This window comes from Rhodococcus sp. Leaf247, assembly GCF_001426185.1.
Taxonomy (GTDB): Bacteria; Actinomycetota; Actinomycetes; order Mycobacteriales; family Mycobacteriaceae; genus Rhodococcoides.
In genome coordinates this window covers 477,492-495,407 of the sequence record NZ_LMRP01000003.1, presented here as the reverse complement: position 1 = coordinate 495,407, position 17,916 = coordinate 477,492, and the positions used below count along the sequence as shown (strand labels likewise).

General features: G+C 68.5%; 5 protein-coding genes. 1 reads left to right on the top strand and 4 read right to left on the bottom strand.

The genetic code is table 11. The annotated features are described in order from the left end of the window. Nucleotides 1–12: 12 nt before the first annotated feature. On the bottom strand, nt 13–375 hold the full coding sequence (locus ASG64_RS17560; RefSeq protein ID WP_231568752.1) for a hypothetical protein: 363 nt from the start codon (nt 373–375) through the stop codon (nt 13–15). Between the two features lie 161 nt (nt 376–536). Here ASG64_RS17560 and ASG64_RS17555 point away from each other — a divergent pair, with 161 nt between their 5' ends. Next, entirely contained in the window at nt 537–881 is a 345-nt protein-coding gene (locus tag ASG64_RS17555; RefSeq protein WP_042575694.1) for an RNA polymerase-binding protein RbpA, read from the top strand. Between the two features lie 66 nt (nt 882–947). Here ASG64_RS17555 and ASG64_RS17550 read toward each other — a convergent pair whose 3' ends face one another. The 3 genes from ASG64_RS17550 to ASG64_RS17540 form a co-directional block, all read right to left on the bottom strand. Next, complete coding sequence (locus ASG64_RS17550) at nt 948–14,465, bottom strand: non-ribosomal peptide synthetase (protein ID WP_056074875.1); 13,518 nt, start codon at nt 14,463–14,465, stop codon at nt 948–950. A gap of 295 nt (nt 14,466–14,760) precedes the next feature. Next, nucleotides 14,761–16,314: an apolipoprotein N-acyltransferase gene (gene lnt, locus ASG64_RS17545; protein ID WP_056074873.1), complete on the bottom strand. Its 1,554-nt coding sequence runs from the start codon at nt 16,312–16,314 to the stop codon at nt 14,761–14,763. Then, the gene (locus tag ASG64_RS17540) at nt 16,311–17,900 is read right to left on the bottom strand and encodes an amidohydrolase (RefSeq protein ID WP_056074870.1); all 1,590 of its coding nucleotides are present in this window, start codon (nt 17,898–17,900) and stop codon (nt 16,311–16,313) included. The genes lnt and ASG64_RS17540 overlap by 4 nt, the downstream gene beginning before the upstream one ends. Between the last annotated feature and the right edge of the window lie 16 nt (nt 17,901–17,916).

Here is a 17,916-nt window from a genome sequence, read left to right as displayed (position 1 = left end):
CGGCCTGGAGGGTCATCGCAGTCGCTCGGCGTCCTTGGCCAAGGTTACGAGCTGTTCGCACAGTTCCGCCAGCTCCTCGGCGTTCGCGCCTTCTGCCACGGCGGTAGCCACGTCCTCGGCGGCGCAGCGGACCCCGAACGCCCGGTCCGCGGCGGCGACGACCTCGTCGTTGCTGAGGATCATCGCGTCCGCCGGGATCGTCGTGTCCTTGACGGATTCGCGCTGTTCGTAGGCTCGCTGTCGGCAGGACCGTCGGCAGTAGCGACGTCGCCGACCGAGGGCGACCTCGGCGACGGGGCGGCCACACCAGACGCAGGTCCCGGGTCGGCGCGAGCGTGCAGATCCGTCTCGTATCGCACTGTCGGTGACCGCCACGGTGGTGACGATACCGACAGCGCCGGACGGGGTAGAATAGGCCGTTCGTGTGCGGGAACGTTTCACCCGCGTCGTGCGTTAATGCTCTTCGTAGCGTGTTGTTCGTCGAGCTCGGTGCACGCTGACACGCATACGTTCCACGATCGAGAGAGGACTCCACCATGGCAGATCGCGTATTACGAGGTAGTCGACTCGGAGCGGTGAGCTACGAGACCGATCGCGACCACGATCTCGCACCCCGTCGGATGGCCAAGTACCGCACCGACAACGGCGAGGTGTTCGAGGTTCCCTTCGCCGACGATGCGGAACTGCCCGGAACCTGGTTGTGCCGCAACGGCATGGAGGGTGCCCTGCTCGAGGGCACCGCACCCGAGGCCAAGAAGGTCAAGCCTCCGCGTACCCACTGGGACATGCTGCTCGAGCGTCGTTCGGTCGAGGAGCTCGAAGAGCTGCTCAAGGAGCGGATGGATCTGCTCAAGGCGAAGCGCCGCGGCGCCGGCGTCTGACAGATCCGTTACGCCGACAAGGGCCCCGGAGCATCCGATGCTCCGGGGCCCTTTCGTGTGTGTCGGTCAGCGACCGCCGAGATGGCGGGCGACGACCGGCCCCATGACGGCGAGGGCTTCGGGGTCCGTCATCGCCGTGTGGGAGCACGGGACGGCGTAGTCGAAGATTCCGCCCGTCACGTGGCGACGCCACGCGGAGGCCGTTCGCCGCAGGTCCTTTCTGTTCACCTCGTCGTCGACGGCACTGAAGAAGAGGACATCGCACTCGGCGACACCGGGTTCGTACCCGTGCGCCAGCGTCGTCCCGTTCACGTAACCGGCGTACAGGCGCTCGAGGGTGTCGACAGTCAGTGCCGCGGCCGCGCCGCTCCGCTCGTCACCCAGCGCTGCCGCCGCGTCGGCCACCGTGAGTTCGACACCGTCGGGAAGCTCGTGACCGGTGAACTCGTGGACGAGGTCCCGCACCGACGGTGTCGATTCCAGGTACTCGTCGGCCAGCACGTAGCTGTCGAGCATCGTCAGGGTCCCGACCTTCTCCCCCACTCTCTGCAGTTCGACGGTCATCGCGTGCGCGATCAGACCGCCCAGGGACCACCCGAGCAGGTTGTACGGTCCGTGCGGCTGGATCGACCGGATCTCGCGGACGTAGTACCGAGCCAGCTCCTCCATCGTCCCGAACTCCTCGGTGCGACCCGAGATGACCGGCGACTGCAGCCCGTAGACCGGTTGATCGGCGTCGACGTGCGCCAGGAGTCCGCTGTAACTCCACGAGAGCCCGAATGCGGGGTGGATGCAGAACACGGGTGACGCGGTGCCCTGCGGGCGCAACGGCAACACCATCTCCAGTGATCCTGTCGCCGTCGCGGTCACTTCGTCGGCGGACAGGTGTGCATTCTCGTCGATCCGCTGTGCGAGCGCGGCCGGTGTCGAATCGGTGAACAACCACTGCATGGGCACCGTCGCCCCGAGTGCCTCCTCGAGCCGCGCGACGACGCGCGTACCCACCAGCGAGGTGCCGCCGAGCTCGAAGAAGTTGTCGTCCAGTCCGACTCCGTGAGCTCCCAACACGTCCTGGTAGATCGCGCAGACTGCTCGTTCGGTCTCCGTCACGGGCTCGCGATGCTCACCGTTCACGGCGAAGACCGGGGCCGGCAGTGCACGGCGATCGAGCTTTCCGACGGCCGTCAACGGCAGCTCGTCGAGCAGCGTGATCGACTGCGGGACCATGTAGGCGGGAAGTCGTTCCTGCAGGTGTCGACGCAGCGACGCGGCGTCGACAGCCGAATGGCTGTGTCGCAGAACGTAGGACACCAGGGCGGTGTCCCCCGACGGGAGAACGTGGCCCATCGTGGTCGAGAAGTCGACGCCGTCGTGGGCGTCGAACGCGGCGTCGATCTCGCCCAGTTCGATGCGGAAGCCTCGGACCTTGACCTGGTGATCGGAGCGGCCCACGTAGACGAGGCTCGGGTCGGCGTCCGGTGAGAACCGCCAGCGCACCAAGTCGCCGGTGCGGTACATCCGCTCACCCGGCTTGCCGTGCGGATCGGCCACGAACCGGTCGGACGTCAAAGCGGCGCGGCCGAGATAGCCCCGAGCGAGCTCGGGCCCGGCGAGGTACAGCTCGCCGACGACACCGAAGGGCACGGGTTCGAGCTGACGGTCCAGGACCTGGGCGGCGACGCCGCGGATCGGTCCGCCGATGGTGACGGGTGCCTTCGGTTGCATCGGTGCACTGATCGTCGTGACGATCGTCGTCTCGGTAGGACCGTAGACGTTGTAGAGACGACGTCCGAGTGCCCACCGTTCCACGAGCTCGGGCGGGCACGCCTCACCTCCGACGAGGATGTGGCGCAACGACGTCGCCCGCGCCGGGTCCGCGGTGGACAGCGCCGCGGTGGTGACGAATGCGTGGGTGATCCGTTCGGAGCCCAGCAGCTCGGACAGTTCGCGGCCCCCGTACACCCCGGGCGGGGACACGACCAGTGTCGCGCCGGAACCGTAGGCGAAGAGCTGGTCCATGACCGCGGCGTCGAAACTCGGTGTGGCGAAGTGCAATACCCGTGAGGTGGCATCGACATCGAAACGATCCCGCAGTTCGCCGGCGAAGTTGGAGATGCCGCCGTGCGTGACGACGACGCCCTTGGGAACTCCCGTCGATCCCGAGGTGTAGATGACGTAGGCGGGATTCGCCAGGGACGCGGTGCCGAGCAGTTCCGCCGGGACCAGGGGTTCCGACGACGTGCCTGCCAACTCGGTGGTGATCTCGTCGTCGTCGACGACGATCCACTGTGTCGATGCCACACCGTCGAACGTCGACCGGTGCTCGAGTGTGGTGAGACCACGAGCCGCGTGCGAGTCGGTGAGCATGTGCTGCACACGGTCGACCGGGTACGTGGGGTCGACGGGCAGGAACGCGGCGCCGGCCTTCGCCACCGCGAGAACGCCGATCAGGGACGCGAACGACCGCGTCGACCCCAGAGCGACGAGCGTCTCCGGCCCGACGCCTCGACGTATCAGCGCGCGTGCGAGAGCATTGGACCGGCGGTCGAGGTCCTCGTAGGTCATCGACGACCCGGCGAACTCCACCGCGACGCGGTCCGGGAACCGGTGCGCGGAGCGCTCGAAGATCTCGGCGAGCGACAACCTCGGGTCGGGGTCCGTCTCCGTGCCGTGGACGGGCACCAGGCGAGCGCGCTCCGCGGTGGTCAGCATCTCGACCCGCCCGACGGTGCGGTCCGGTTCGGTGGCGAGCACCGCGAGCACGTTGACGAGACGTTCGAGCATTGCCTCGACGGTCGATGCGTCGAACAGGTCCGTCGCGTAGTCGGCCGTGACGGTCAGACCGGCAGGCGCGCGGTCGTGCGTCCGGTGATCGGTGATCGTGAACTGGATGTCGAACTTGGCGATCGCGACGTCCACCTCGGCGGCGTCGACCTGCACGTCGCCCATGTGGGCGGACGTGGGCATGTCGTCACGCAGGGAGAGCATGACCTGGAACAGCGGATGGTGGCTCGCTGTCCGCTGCGGGTGCAGGACGTCCACCAGTCGCTCGAACGGCACGTCCGGGTGTGCGAAGGCATCGAGGTCGACACGTCGGACATGACGCATCGCGTCGACGAGCGTGGACGCGGGTGACACTCTCGTCCGGAGAACGAGGGTGTTGACGAACATGCCGACGAGTCGATCGAGCGCTTCCTCGCCGCGGCCGGCCACGGCTGTGCCGACGGTGGTGTCGAATCGACCGGCAAGGCGTCCGAGGACGATCGCGAGTGCGGTGTGCACGGCGATGAACAGCGTCGAGTTCTCGTCCCGTGCGAGGTCGAGGAGTCGGCGATGGGTGTCCGCGCCGACGGCAGCGGATGCCGTCGCACCGCGATAGGACGGTGTACCCGGTCTTGGGCGATCCGTCGGGATGTCGATGCGGTCCGGCGCGCCGGACAGTGCGGACGTCCAGTAGGCCAGTTGGGAGGACAGCAGACTGGTCGGATCGGAGTCGGATCCGAGTCGATCACGTTGCCATAGTGCGTAATCGGCGTACTGGACCGGAAGGGCGTCCGCCGTCGGCGGGTGCCCCTGCGTCCGTGCGGAGTAGGCCGTCATCATGTCGGCGGCGAGGGGGGCCAACGACCATCCGTCGGCGGCGATGTGGTGCAGCGTGACGACGAGTACGTGAGTCACCTCGTCGATCTCGAACAGTCGCACCCGCAGCGGGGCCTCGGTCGTGACGTCGAATCCCCCCGAAGCGGACGCGACGACCGAGGCGGTGACGTCGTTCTCGGTGATCGTGGCCGGGTCCAGTCGTACCGACACCTCGTCCGGTGACAGCACGACCTGGTGCGGACCGGCAGCCGAATCCGGGTAAACCGTGCGCAGGATCTCGTGGCGCTCCACGAGGTCGTTCAGGGACATCTCCAGCGCACCGACGTCCAGCGGTCCTGTCAGTCGGACGGCGAACGGAACGTTGTAGGCACCCGATGTCGCGTCGAAGCGGTTGAGGAACCACAGACGCTGCTGCGCCGAGGAGAGCGGCACGACATCCGGACGGGGACCGGCCTGCAGGATCGGGCCGACCGATGCGGCCAGCGTGCCGATGTGCGCAGCGAGCGCGGCCACCGTCGTGTGCTCGAAGAGAGCGCGGACCGGGACACGAACTCCCAGTTCGGATCCGAGCCGCGATGCCACCCGAGTGGCGAGCAGCGAGTTGCCGCCGAGCTCGAAGAAGCTGTCGCCGCGGCCGACCGGCTCACCGGTACCGAGTACGACGGACACGACATCGGCGACGGTGCGCTCGAGGTCCGTTGCGGGCGACTCGTGCACCGTGGTGGACGCGGTGACGGCCGGAACCGGCAGGGCGCGTACGTCGAGCTTGCCGACCGGGGTCAGCGGGATCGACTCCAGTGTGGTGAGCGACGCGGGGACCATGTGGGCCGGTAGGACAGCTCGGACCGCGTCGAGCGTTGCGTCCGTGTCGATGTCGGAGCCGGCCGCCGGAACGACGTAGGAGGCCAGGGAGCGCTGACCGGCCTCGTCGGTGTGGACGATCGTGTGGGCGAACCCGACGTTCTCGACGCTGGTCAGAGCAGCGTCGATCTCGCCGAGCTCGATGCGGAACCCTCGGATCTTGACCTGGGTGTCACTGCGCCCGACGAAGTCGAGACTGCCGTCGGCAGTCCAGCGGACCACGTCGCCGGTGCGATACATCCGCTCCCCCGGCGCCCCGAACGGGTCGGCGACGAAGCGGCTCGAGGTGAGCGCGGTGCGTTCGAGGTAGCCCCGCGCCACCCCGACTCCCGAGAGGTACAGCTCTCCGGTGACCCCGACGGGGACCGGATGCATGCGGGCGTCGAGGACAGTCGCCCGCACACCGTCGATCGGTGAGCCGATCGTGACGGGAGCGTCGGCACGCAGCGAGGCGACCGCGGCGACGATCGTCGCCTCTGTGGGCCCGTAGCCGTTGAACATGGATCGTCCGACCGACCAACGTCGCACCAGATCGGCCGAGCAGGCATCGCCGCCGACCACCACCGTTGCGAGGGTGGGCAGCGATCCGGGGGCGACGTCGACGGTCGCCAGTGCAGCGGGTGTCACGAATGCGTGGGTCACCTGCTCGCGGTCGACCAGATCGGCGAACTCCTCACCGCCGTAGACGTCGGTGGGAGCGACGACCATCGTCGACCCGGCGCCGAGGGCCATCAGCAGTTCCAGCACCGACGCGTCGAAGCTCGGCGACGCGAAGTGCAACGTCCGAGAGGACTCGGTGATGCCGAATCGTCGACGCTGGACCTCGGCGAAACTGGACAGGCCGCGATGAGTGACCGCCACACCCTTCGGGCGACCGGTCGAACCCGAGGTGAAGATCACGTACGCCGGGTGATCGAGCCGCACCGGGCTGATCCTGTCGTCGTCGGTGACGGGGTTGGCTGATCGGCTCTCGATGTCGGCGACGCTGTCCGCGTCGTCGAGCAGAACCCAGTCCACCGGCGTCGCCGTGTCGTCGGGACGATCGGAGGAGACGGTGATGCCGAGGGCGGCGCCGCTGTCGGCCAGCATGTGCGCAACTCGATCCGCCGGGTAGCGAGGATCCACGGGGACCCACGCCGCACCGGTCTTCGCCACCGCGATCATCGCTGCGACGGACTCGAGCGAGCGGCCGAGTGCGATGGCCACGACGGACTCGGGGCCGGCGCCGCGGTCGATGAGCAACCGTGCGAGGCGGGAGGTGGACGTGTCCAGTCCCGCGTACGTCAGGGCGCGTCGTGCCGACGGATCGGTTCCGTGCGAACGGTCGTGCACCACGGCCACGGTGTCGGGATGCTCGCGCACCGCCGAGGTCCACAGTTCCGGAAGCGACACGGCCGCGGTGGGAGCGTCGCCGACACGGTGTGTCAGGTCGACCGTCTCGTCGTGCGAGAGCATGGCGATGTCGCCGACTGCCGACTCCGGGTGCTCCGACACGCGACCCAGCACCGCCGAGAAACGACGGGAGAAAGCCTCGATCGTGCTGTGCTCGTACAGGTCTCGCGTGTAGGTGACGCGGAAGCGCCAGGACCGCTCCCCGGCGTCGGACACGCTCTCGACGACGGCGAGCTCGACGTCGAACTTGCTGCGCTGCAGATCGATCTCGGAGGCGGTGACGGTGAGATCGTCGAGTGAACCCGACGTGGCGCCGTCGCTCTGGAACGCCAGAACGACCTGCACGAGCGGATGTCGACCACCCGCACGGGACGGTGAGACGGCGTCGACGATGCGCTCGAACGGCAGATCGGCATGCGCGAACGCGTCCAGGTCCACGCCGCGGACGCGACGCAGTACCTCGTCGAAGGTGTCCGCGGGAGAGACGTCCGACCGGAGAACGAGCGTGCCGACGAACATGCCGACCAGCTCGTCGAGAGCCGAGTCGCGACGGCCGGCGATCGGGGTTCCGATGACCACGTCGCGGGTGTCCGCGAGCCGGGCGAGCACGACGGCGACCACGGCGTGCATCGCCATGAACACCGTGCTGCCGTTACGGTCGGCCACCTCGGCCAGGCGAGAGACGACGGCAGGATCCACGGCGAACTCGTGGGTGCCCGCCGTGTGCGTGGGAATCGCGGGACGCACATGGTCGCCGGGCAGCGTGCACTCGTCGGGCAGGTCGTCGAGCGTCGAGGTCCAGAACGCCAGTTCCGTTGCGGCGCGGCTGGACTCGTCGGTCTCGTCACCCAGCATCGCGCGTTGCCACAGGGTGAAGTCGGTGTACTGCACCGGAAGTGGGGTCCACTCGGGAGCGTGTCCGCGGGTGCGGGCCGAGTACGCACCCATCACGTCGCGTGTCAGAGGTCCGAGCGACCAGCCGTCGGCGGCGATGTGGTGCAGCACGAAGCCGAGGACGTGCTCGGTCTCGGACACCGACAGCAGGGTCACGCGCAGCGGTGTCTCGACGGTGAGGTCGAAGCCGCGTCGGGCGAACGACATCAGGGCGTCCTGCACGGCACCGGCCGAGGTGGGCGCAGGATCCAGATCGAACGGTTCCGGGGCCCGGACGACCTGGTGCGGGCCGTCGTGGCTCTCGGGGAACACCGTGCGCAGTGTCTCGTGGCGGGCCACGACGTCCGTCAGCGCGGCTTGCATCGCGTCGATGTCCAACGGCCCGTCGAGGGTCACGGAGAACGAGATGTTGTAGGCGTCCGAGGTCGGGTCGAACCGGTTCAGGAACCACAGGCGCTGTTGGGGCAGTGACAACGGAATCAGGGCCGGACGGTCGATCGGTGCGACCGCGACCAGGGGCACCCGACGAGCGGTGCCGGTATCGGCATCGAGACGCGCGGCCAGTTCGCCGACGGTCGGAGCCTCGAAGACGGTGCGGACCTCGACATCTCGCTCGAGCGACGCGGCGAGTGCGGACGCGACGCGGGTGGCCATGAGCGAGTTGCCGCCCGATTCGAAGAAGTTGTCGTCGAGACCGATCCGGGCTGCCCCCAGAACATCGGCGAACGCGCGTGCGACAGCGAATTCCGTTGCCGTCCGCGGCTCCCGATACGTCGACGACACATCGAGGGCCGGCGTGGGGAGCGCGGTGCGATCCACCTTGCCGGAACGTGTGAGCGGAACGTCGTCGAGAACGACGACGGCGGAGGGAACCATGTAGGCGGGCAGCGAGGCACGGACGTGCTCGGTCAGCGTCGCGACGGACGGAGCGCCCTGCACCGTCACGTAGGAGACGAGGTGCGCGTCGGCGGAATCCCCGGCCACCACGGTCACGGAGAAGTCCACGTCCTGATGGCGCTGCAACGTGGCGTCGATCTCGGCGAGCTCGATACGGTGACCACGAATCTTGACCTGGTCGTCGGCGCGCCCGCGGAACGCCAGATGGGTGCCGTGCGCGGTCGCCGACGCGACGACGACGTCGCCCGTGCGGTACATGCGGTCGCCGTCGGATCCGAAGGGGTCGGCGACGAAGCGTGAGGAAGTCAGGGCGAGCTGACCCAGGTAGCCGCGGGCCAGCGCCGGGCCGCTGAGATAGAGCTCTCCCCTGGCTCCGGCAACCACGGGGCGCAGACGACGGTCCAGAACTCGGACGTTCACGCCGCGGCGCGGTGCGCCGATGGTGACCTGCTCACCGGGACGCATCGGCGGTGTGAGTGTCGCGACGACCGTGGCCTCCGACGGGCCGTACAGGTTGAGCATCCGACGATTCGGGGCCCACCGGTCGACCAGGGCCGGCGGGCACACGTCGCCGCCGACACCGACGAAACGGAGATCGGCGAGGTCCGACGAGTCGACGGTCTCGAGGGCAGCCGGTGTGACGAACGCGTGTGTCACCCGCTGATCGCGGAGCAGACGGGTGAGCGCGTCGCCACCGAAGACGTCGGTTCCCGCCACGACGACCGTCGCCCCGGCGGCGAACCCCATGAGCAGTTCGAGCACCGACGCGTCGAAGCTGGGTGACGCGAAATGCAAAGTGCGCGAAGATGAATCGAGGTCGTAGCTGGACACCTGTTCACGGGCGAAGTCGGCGAGGCCGCGATGCGGCACCACGACGGCTTTCGGTCGGCCCGTCGAGCCGGAGGTGAAGATCAGGTATGCGGGGTTCTCGGGCCGGACGGGCACGGGCAGTGTGACGACAGGAGCGTCGTCATGACCGTCGACGCCGATCCACCGCACCGTGCCCGGCAGATCCGCGTCGGCCGACGCGATGCCCAGAGTCGAACCGGCGTCGTCGAGCATCGCCCTGATGCGGTCGGACGGGTAGCGAGGATCGACGGGGAGGAACGCTGCTCCGGACTTGGCCACTGCCCAGGTCGCGACGATCGACTCGACGGAACGTTCGATGCAGATCGGCACGATCGACTCCGGTCCGGCACCGTGAGCGACGAGCGTGTGGGCCAGTCGATCGGACGCGGCGTCGATGTCGCCGTACGTGTGGGTCGCGTCGGCGGTCACGACGGCGATCGCCGCCGGATCGCGACGAGCGGCCGAGACCAGGATGTCGGCGAGCGACGCCGTCGGTCCCGGTGCGGCGCCGGGCACGATCGTCGCCACGTCGGTCGATGCGGCGATGTCGATGTCTCCGACCGCGGTGGCAGGTTCGGCGGCGACGGCGTGCAGCACGGAGAGCAGCCGACCGGACATCGACTCGATCGTGCGCGCGTCGAACAGATCGCGGGCGAACCCGAACCTCGCGTCGAGTCCGCCCGGCCGACCGTCCGGGGTCGTGCGCTCGGACAGTTGCAGGGTGAGGTCGAACTTTGCCGTGTCCGAGGCGATCTCGCCCACCTCGACGACCAGTCCGGCCATCTCCACTCGCACGGGCTCGAGGTTCTCGAAGGACAGGACGACCTGGAACAACGGATGGCGCGACGTGGAACGCTCGGGTGCGACAGCGTCGACGATCCGCTCGAACGGTACGTCGGCGCGGGCGAACGCCTCGAGGTCGTTGTCGCGGACCTCGCGGAGCAGATCGGTGAACGGGACGTGCGGCGCCGGTGTCGACCGCAGGACGAGGGTGTTGACGAACATGCCCACGAGGGGATCCAGTGCGCGGTCGCCTCGGCCGGCGATCGGCGATCCGACGGCAACGTCGTCGACATCGGCGAGTCGCCCGAGCAGTACCGAGAGTGCAGCGTGCACGACCATGAACAGGCTGGCCGAGGCGTCGGTGGCGAGTCCGACCAGCTGTGTGTGCACGTCGGCGTCGATGGTGAAGTCGTGGGTTCCGCCCAGGTACGACGGTGCCGCGGGTCGCGGGCGATCCGTGGGCAGATCCAGGACGTCGGGCAGGCCGGCGAGACGCGTCGTCCAGTAGTCGATCTGTGTGCTCAGGATGCTCGTCGGGTCGTCCTCGGACCCCAGGACCTGGTGCTGCCACATGCTGAAGTCGGCGTACTGGACGTCGAGGGGGGCCCACTGCGGCTCGCCCCCGGCGCGGCGTGCGGCGTAGGCAGTCATGACGTCGGTGGCCAGAGGGCCGAAGGAGAAGCCGTCGGACGCGATGTGATGCAGCACGACGGCGAGGGTGTGGCCGGTATCCGAGGTGCGGAACAGTCGGACACGGACCGGATGCTCGCGCGTGACGTCGAAACCGCGTGATGCGAACGCGCGCAGCGCATCCCCGAGTGCCGCAGGATCGACTGCCACGGACGTCAGGTCGTGGTCCGCCGGTTCCTGCACCAGCTGACGAGGTCCGTCGGCCGAATCGGGGAAGATCGTCCGGAGGGTCTCGTGGCGACCCAGGACGTCGCGCAGCGCGCTCTCGAGGGCTGCGGTGTCCAGGTCGCCGTCGAGGGTGATCGCGAACGGCATGTTGTAGGCCGGCGACGCCGCGTCGAAACGGTTGAGGAACCACAGGCGCTGCTGGGCCAGCGACAGGGGGATGTGATCGGGACGCGGAAGCGGCACCAGGGGCGCACGGTTCGTGGACACGGGTGCGTGCGCGACGCGATCGGCGAGGCGTGCGACGGTCGGCGCTTCGAAGAGATCCTTGATGCCGATGTCCGCACCCAGTTCGGCGCTCAACCGGGAGACGACGCGCGTTGCCAGCAGCGAGTTGCCGCCGATGTCGAAGAAGCTGTCGTGGACTCCTGGCACGGGCACGTCCAGGACCTCGGCGATGGTGTCGGCGATGCGACGCTCGACTGCGGTACGCGGGGCCACCGACGGCACGTCGGACTGGCGACGGACCGGCTCCGGCAACGCCTTGCGATCGACCTTGCCGTTGGCGCTGAGGGGAAGTTCCGGAAGAACGATCAGCAAAGACGGCACCATGTACGACGGAAGTCGTTGTCCGACAGTCGACGTGACGTCGGAGACATCGACGGACCCCGTCGGGGCACCCGGCTCGGGTGCCACGTAGGCGATGAGTGCGGTCTCCCCGCGCTCGTCGACGTGCGCGACTGCGACAGCGTGATGCACGGACGGATGCGCCACCAGGGCGGCTTCGACATCGCCGAGTTCGATGCGGAGACCGCGGATCTTGACCTGGAAGTCGGTGCGCCCGAGGTATTCCACGGCTCCGTCCGCGCGCCAGCGCGCAAGGTCGCCGGTGCGGTACATCCGGCTGCCCTCGCCGGCCAGGGGCGATGCGACGAAGCGGTCGGCTGTCAGGTCGGGTCGGCCGACGTAGCCGCGGGCGAGTTGCTCACCCGCGAGGTACAGCTCACCCGCGGTGCCGACGGGCACGGGTTCGAGGCGGGCGTCGAGGATGTGGAGTGCGGTGTTCCAGACCGGGCGACCGATCGGCACGGTGACACGGTCGGCGTCGGTGACCTGCTGGTAGGTGACGTCCACCGCGGCTTCGGTCGGCCCGTACAGGTTGTGCAGCGCAGCCGATGTCAGGGCCCGGAACGCGGAGGCGGTTTCCGCAGGGAGGGCCTCGCCGCTGCAGAACACGAGCCGCAGCGTTTCGACAGAGCCGGCACCGGCGGCCTTCAGTTCGGCGGTGAAGGCGCCGAGCATGGAGGGCACGAAGTGAGCGGTGGTGATGCCCGCGTCGGCGATCACCCGAGCGAGGTAGCGCGGATCACGGTGACCGTCGGGTTCGGCGACGACGAGTCGTGCTCCCACCTGCAACGGCCAGAAGAACTCCCACACGGAGACATCGAACGTCGCGGGTGTCTTCTGCAGGACCGCGTCCCCGGAGTGCAGCCCGTACTCGTCCTGCATCCACAGCAGCCGGTTGACGATCGCCTGGTGGGACACGCCCACACCCTTGGGACGACCGGTGGACCCCGAGGTGAAGATGACGTAGGCCAGTGACTCGGGACGCAGCGACCCCGTGCGCTCGTCGTCCGTGACGGGCGAACTGTCGACGCCGGCCAGGTCGAGAGTGTCGACGTCGACTCGGACAGCCGTTTCCGGCAGGTCGACGCCCTGCGTGGACACTGTGAGCACGACTGTCGGGCGAGCGGTGTCGAGGACGTGCTCGAGCCGCTCGACAGGATGGTCGGGGTCGAGAGGTACGTACGCTCCCCCGGCTTCGGTGATCGCGTACAGCGCGACGACCAGGTCGATCGACCGGTGCATCGCGACGCCGACCAGCGAGTCGGGACCCACTCCGCGAGCGATGAGAGCCCGTGCCACGCGCGACGAACGTCGCTTCAGCTCCGCGTAGTCGATGCTCTCGCCGCGGAACTCGAGTGCCGCGGCGTCCGGAGTGCGGCGCACCTGTGCGTCGAACAGATCCGTGAGAGTGGTGTGCGGAACGTCGACGTCCGTCGCGTTGAACTCCGTGACCACCTGCTCGTATTCGTCGGGCAGGATGACGTCGAGTCCGGAGACGCGGGTACGCGCGCCACGGCCGATGAAGTTCTCGAAGAACGCCATGTAGCGGCGATGGTGCGCAACGAGCGTCGCCTCGTCGTACAGCGCCGGGTTGGCCTCGAAGTCGATGTTGAGGCTGTTGCCGCCACCGCTGTTGTAGACGTTGAAGGTGAGGTCTTCGATCGGCCCGCTCGAGAGCAGGTGCAACCGGCCCACCAGGTCTCCCAGACCCACGGTCCAGTCGAACAGCATGATGTTGACCATCGGCCCGAAGAATCCACGGTGCATCGTCGAGCTGCCGTGATCGCGTCGGATGTCCTCGTGGCGGTACTTCTGGTGGCGCAGTGCGCCGGTGATCTCGAGCGTCACCGACGACACCAGGTCGCCCAGATTCGTCTCCGGCGTGATGTGGATGCGGATCGGGACGACGTTGGAGACCATGCCGCCCGAGCGGCGCAGCGCTGCGGTGGTGCGCACCGAGACCGGGAGGCTCAGGACCACGTCCCGGCGGCCGGTGATGCGGTGCAGGTATGCCGCGAACGACGCTGCGACCACCGCGGCGGCGCTGGCTTCGAACCGCGCCTCCGCAGCGGTCAGCAGCTCACCGACCTCGTCGCCGAGGAAGCCGTTGATGCGGCGGCGAGAAGGCATGGCCGACGACGTCCGATCAGCGAGGCCGAAGGAGTCGGGCAGGCCGGCGAGCTTGTCCTTCCAGAACTCCCGGTCCGTCTCGAAGCGCGTCGACGATCGGTACGTGCGCTCGGCGGCGTACAGCGCCGACAGCTCGCCCGCCTTGCTGTCGGGGGTGTCGACGCCGGCCGATTCGTTGGTGTAGAGCTCGGCCACGCGCTTCATGGCGGTCACGGCGCCGTAACCGTCGCCGGCGATGTGGTGCATGCGGGTGTACCAGAAGTAACGGTGATCCTCGACGCGGAACACCACGTTGACGGTCAGCGGATCGCGGTCCAGGTCGACGGGGTTCTTCATCTCGTCCTGCATCCACTGCAGGGCGGACGCGACGGGGTCGGCCTCGGCGCGGAAGTCGAGGCGGGTGGTCCTGACGGTCGCCGCGGGATCGATCACCTGATAGGGCTGGCCGTCGATCTCGACGAGCCTGATCTGACCGGACTGCAGCTCGGCGGCGGCGATCGCGCCGACCCTCTCGAGCAGGTCGATATCGAAATCGCCCTGCACATCGACGTACTGCGCTACGGTCAGAGGAACTTCGGGCGCAAGCTTCTGCGCGAACCACAGGCTCGCCTGGGCCGGCGACAGCGGAAAAGGCTCCGATGCGGTCGAGATGTTGCGATGGTCGTCGGTGCGCTGGGCGTTGTCCGCGGACGTCATGGTAGCTCCCGTTAGCTCGTCGGTCCCGTACCGAGACGACGCACACCTACCACCGAACAAAAGCATGAACTAGCCGACGACGAGGCAGACGCATCTGCCGCTCGTAGCGTGTATGTGTGACTTCCGGTGTCCCCGACCGTGGTCGCACTCATGTCAGATCAAACTGTGTAGCTCTATGCCGAGCCTTGTATGTGGCATTCGCTCAACCGCATCTTGTGGATGGGTGAGACTTACCAGTATCTCGCAAAAGGACCACAAAACGTTACAAGAATGGTGGTGACGAACCACCAAAGCGTCACGACGACTGCGCTGACCGCACAGTCCGGTGTCGACGGTTGATTACAGTGGCGCCGATCACGCCCACAGCACCGAGCGCGACCAGTATCCACTCCGGAATCGGTCCGAGTCGGGTAGCCAGGGTGGTCTCGGTGCGCAGGCCTACCGTGGACACCAGGTAGCTGGCGTCGAACAGCTCCGTCCGCGACGTCACGGACCCGTTCGGGGCGATGATCGCGCTGACCCCGCTGGTCGCGGCGACGATGACGGATCGGGAGTGCTCGACCGCGCGAACGCGGGACATGGCGAGTTGCTGGTAGGTCATCTCGGTGTCGCCGAAGGTCGCATTGTTCGTGGGGACCGCCAGGATCTGCGCGCCCGCACGCACGGCCTCCGTCGGTGCTCGGTCGAAGGCCACCTCGTAACACGTCGCGACGCCGACGGCGAGGGCGATCTCGTCCCTCCCGGCACCTGCTGCCACGTGCACGACACCGTCACCGTCGCCCGGCACGAAATTGCCGGCGGAGTCCGCATACGAGGAGAAGAGTCGGAAGAAGCTGCGATACGGCAGGTATTCGCCGAAGGGCTGCACGATCTTCTTGTCGTGTCGTTCGCCCGGTCCGGCCGTCCCGTCCCACGCGATCACGGTGTTCGTCGACGTCCCGTCGGCGTTGGCCAGTACGGCGCCGACCAGGATCGGCGCACCGATACGCACCGACGCGGCCGTGATGTCGGCGGCTGCCGTGCTGTCCCGAGTGGGGTCGACGTCGGACGCGTTCTCCGGCCAGATCACGACGTCGGGCTTCGGCGCACGGCCGGCGTCGACGTCCTCCGCCAGCCTGACGGTTTCCTTCACGTGGTTCTCGAGCACCTGTCGCCGCTGCGCATTGAAGTCGAGCCCCAGACGCGGCACACTCCCTTGGATCGCGGCAATCGTGATGGTGCTGTCGCCGTCCTGCGGACCGGCGAGACCCGGGCGCAGGGCGAGTGCGACGACCGGACCGACCGCCGCGAGCACGACGAGTCCGAGGACCGCGAGAGTGCTGCGCGATCGCGCCGCCCTCCACGCCAGTGCCAGGCACATCCCGACCAGCGCCACCGCGGCACTGAGCAGAGGTGCCCCGCCGACGGATGCCAGTGGGAGAAGCACCGACTCGGACTGGCCGAAAGCCAATCGGCCCCAGGGGAACCCGCCGAACGGCACGGTGCTGCGCAACCACTCGACGGCGGAGAACACCGCGGTCAGCCACACGGCCGCGAACGGCAGCCGGGACACCACGACTCCGGCCACTCCGAACAACCCCAGGAACAGTGACTCCGCCGTGGCGAGCGCGATCCACGGCAGTGGACCCACGTACACACCGATCCACGGAAGAAGTGGGAGGAAGAAGCCGAGTCCGAACGCGAGGCCGTAGAGGAAGCCACCCTTCTTGGACACGTCCTTCTCGGTGAGCACGTACCCGATCAGGGCCAACGCGACCGGGGCGAGGAACCACAGTGGGCGCGGCGGGAACGATGCGAACAGCAGGGCGCCCGCTCCTGCGGACAGCAGGAGCCGCGCGAGGGCGATCACGCTCGGAACACCGTGCTGCCGCGGTGGACCGTCTGCAGACACGTCGGATCCGGCGTGTCCGCATCGAGACGCGGAAGGGCGGGAACGCGTGAGCGCGGGTCGGTCGACCACCGCTGGACGGTGTCGCTGGGCGCGCTGACCACGAGCTCGCCTGCCTCCCACACCGCATAGCTGGCGGGTGCACCGGGCACCAATGTCCCGGCGAGCCCGTCCCGGACGCCGCCGGCACGCCACGCTCCACGCGTCGCGGCCGAGAACGCGGCACGTGGGGAGATGGCACTACCGGGTGTGCGATGAGACATGGCGGCGCGGACGCCGCGCCACGGCTCCAGCGGCGTGACCGGCGAATCGGATCCGATGGCCAGGGACACTCCCGCCGACGCCATCATCGCGAGCGGGTTGAGGGCGAGTGCACGGTCGCGACCGAGTCGCGCGCTGTACAACCCGCTCTCGCCGCCCCAGTAGGCGTCGAACACCGGCTGAACGCTGACGATGACGCCCCACGACGACAGCTTCGCGGCCTGATCCTCGGTGACCATCTCGATGTGTTCGAGTCGGTGCCCTCGCGACGCCACCGCGGGCCCGCCGAGTTCGGCGACGACGCGGCCGAAGGCCTCGACCACCGCATCGGTGGCTGCATCGCCGATGACGTGGAAGCCGGCCTGGATCTTCGCCTGCGTGCAGGCCGAGACGTGCGCCGCGATCGCGTCGACATCCAGGTACGAGCGGCCGCACCCCTCGTGATCCGCGTAGGGCTGATTCAGCCACGCGGTGTGCGAGCCGATCGATCCGTCGACGAAGAGATCGCCGCCCAGAGCGTGCGCTCCCGTCGCGGCGAGCAGATCCCGCGCGCCGTCGGCTGTCGTGACGGCCTCGCCCCAGTACCCGCGGACCTCGACGCCGTGCTCGAGGGCCAGCAGTTCCGCCAAGTCGGTGCGACCGGAGATGTCCGGGCCCGCGCACTCGTGCACCGCGGCCACACCGTGGGCGGCCGCGTGATCGAGAGCCGCGATGCGGGCCCGCTGACGACCGGCAGGACTCAGGAGTTCGAGTGCCGTGGTCCGCGCGGCATGGTGAGCCTCGGCGATCAACGGCAACTCCGGATCGGCCCCCACCACGTCGTCACCGGATGCACGCCGGAGCACCGTCGAGCACGCCGCGGAATGCGCATCGATGCGGGACAGGTAGATCGCTCGGCCGGGTGCCGCGTCGTCGAGCTCGCTGGTCGTCGGTGCCCGGCCTTCGGGCCAGGCCGACTCGTCCCAGTTCTGGCCCCAGACGAGGGCACCGGGCTCGCGGGCGGCGTACTCGGACACTGCTCGCAGGCAGTCGGCGAGAGAGCGGGTGTCCGTCAGGTCGAGGCCGATCAGCGCGAGTCCCGTTGCCGTGGTGTGGACGTGGGTGTCGACGAAGGCGGGAGTCACGAAGGCGCCGTCCAGGTCGACCACCTCAGCACCCTGGTGAAGAGCGAGGCCCGGACGGTCCTCCCCCACCCAGACCACGACGCCGTCCGTGACGGCCATGGCCGTCGCATCGGGAGCGAACGGACTGTAGATGCGTCCGCCTACCAGCAGTTGCGTACTCACCGACGCCAGTGTGCCC

Coding starts and splice junctions, on each gene's coding strand:
- ASG64_RS17555 (WP_042575694.1), top strand. CDS start 537: ATGGCAGATCGCGTATTACGAGGTAGTCGACTCGGAGCGGTGAGCTAC.
- ASG64_RS17550 (WP_056074875.1), bottom strand. CDS start 14,465: ATGACGTCCGCGGACAACGCCCAGCGCACCGACGACCATCGCAACATC.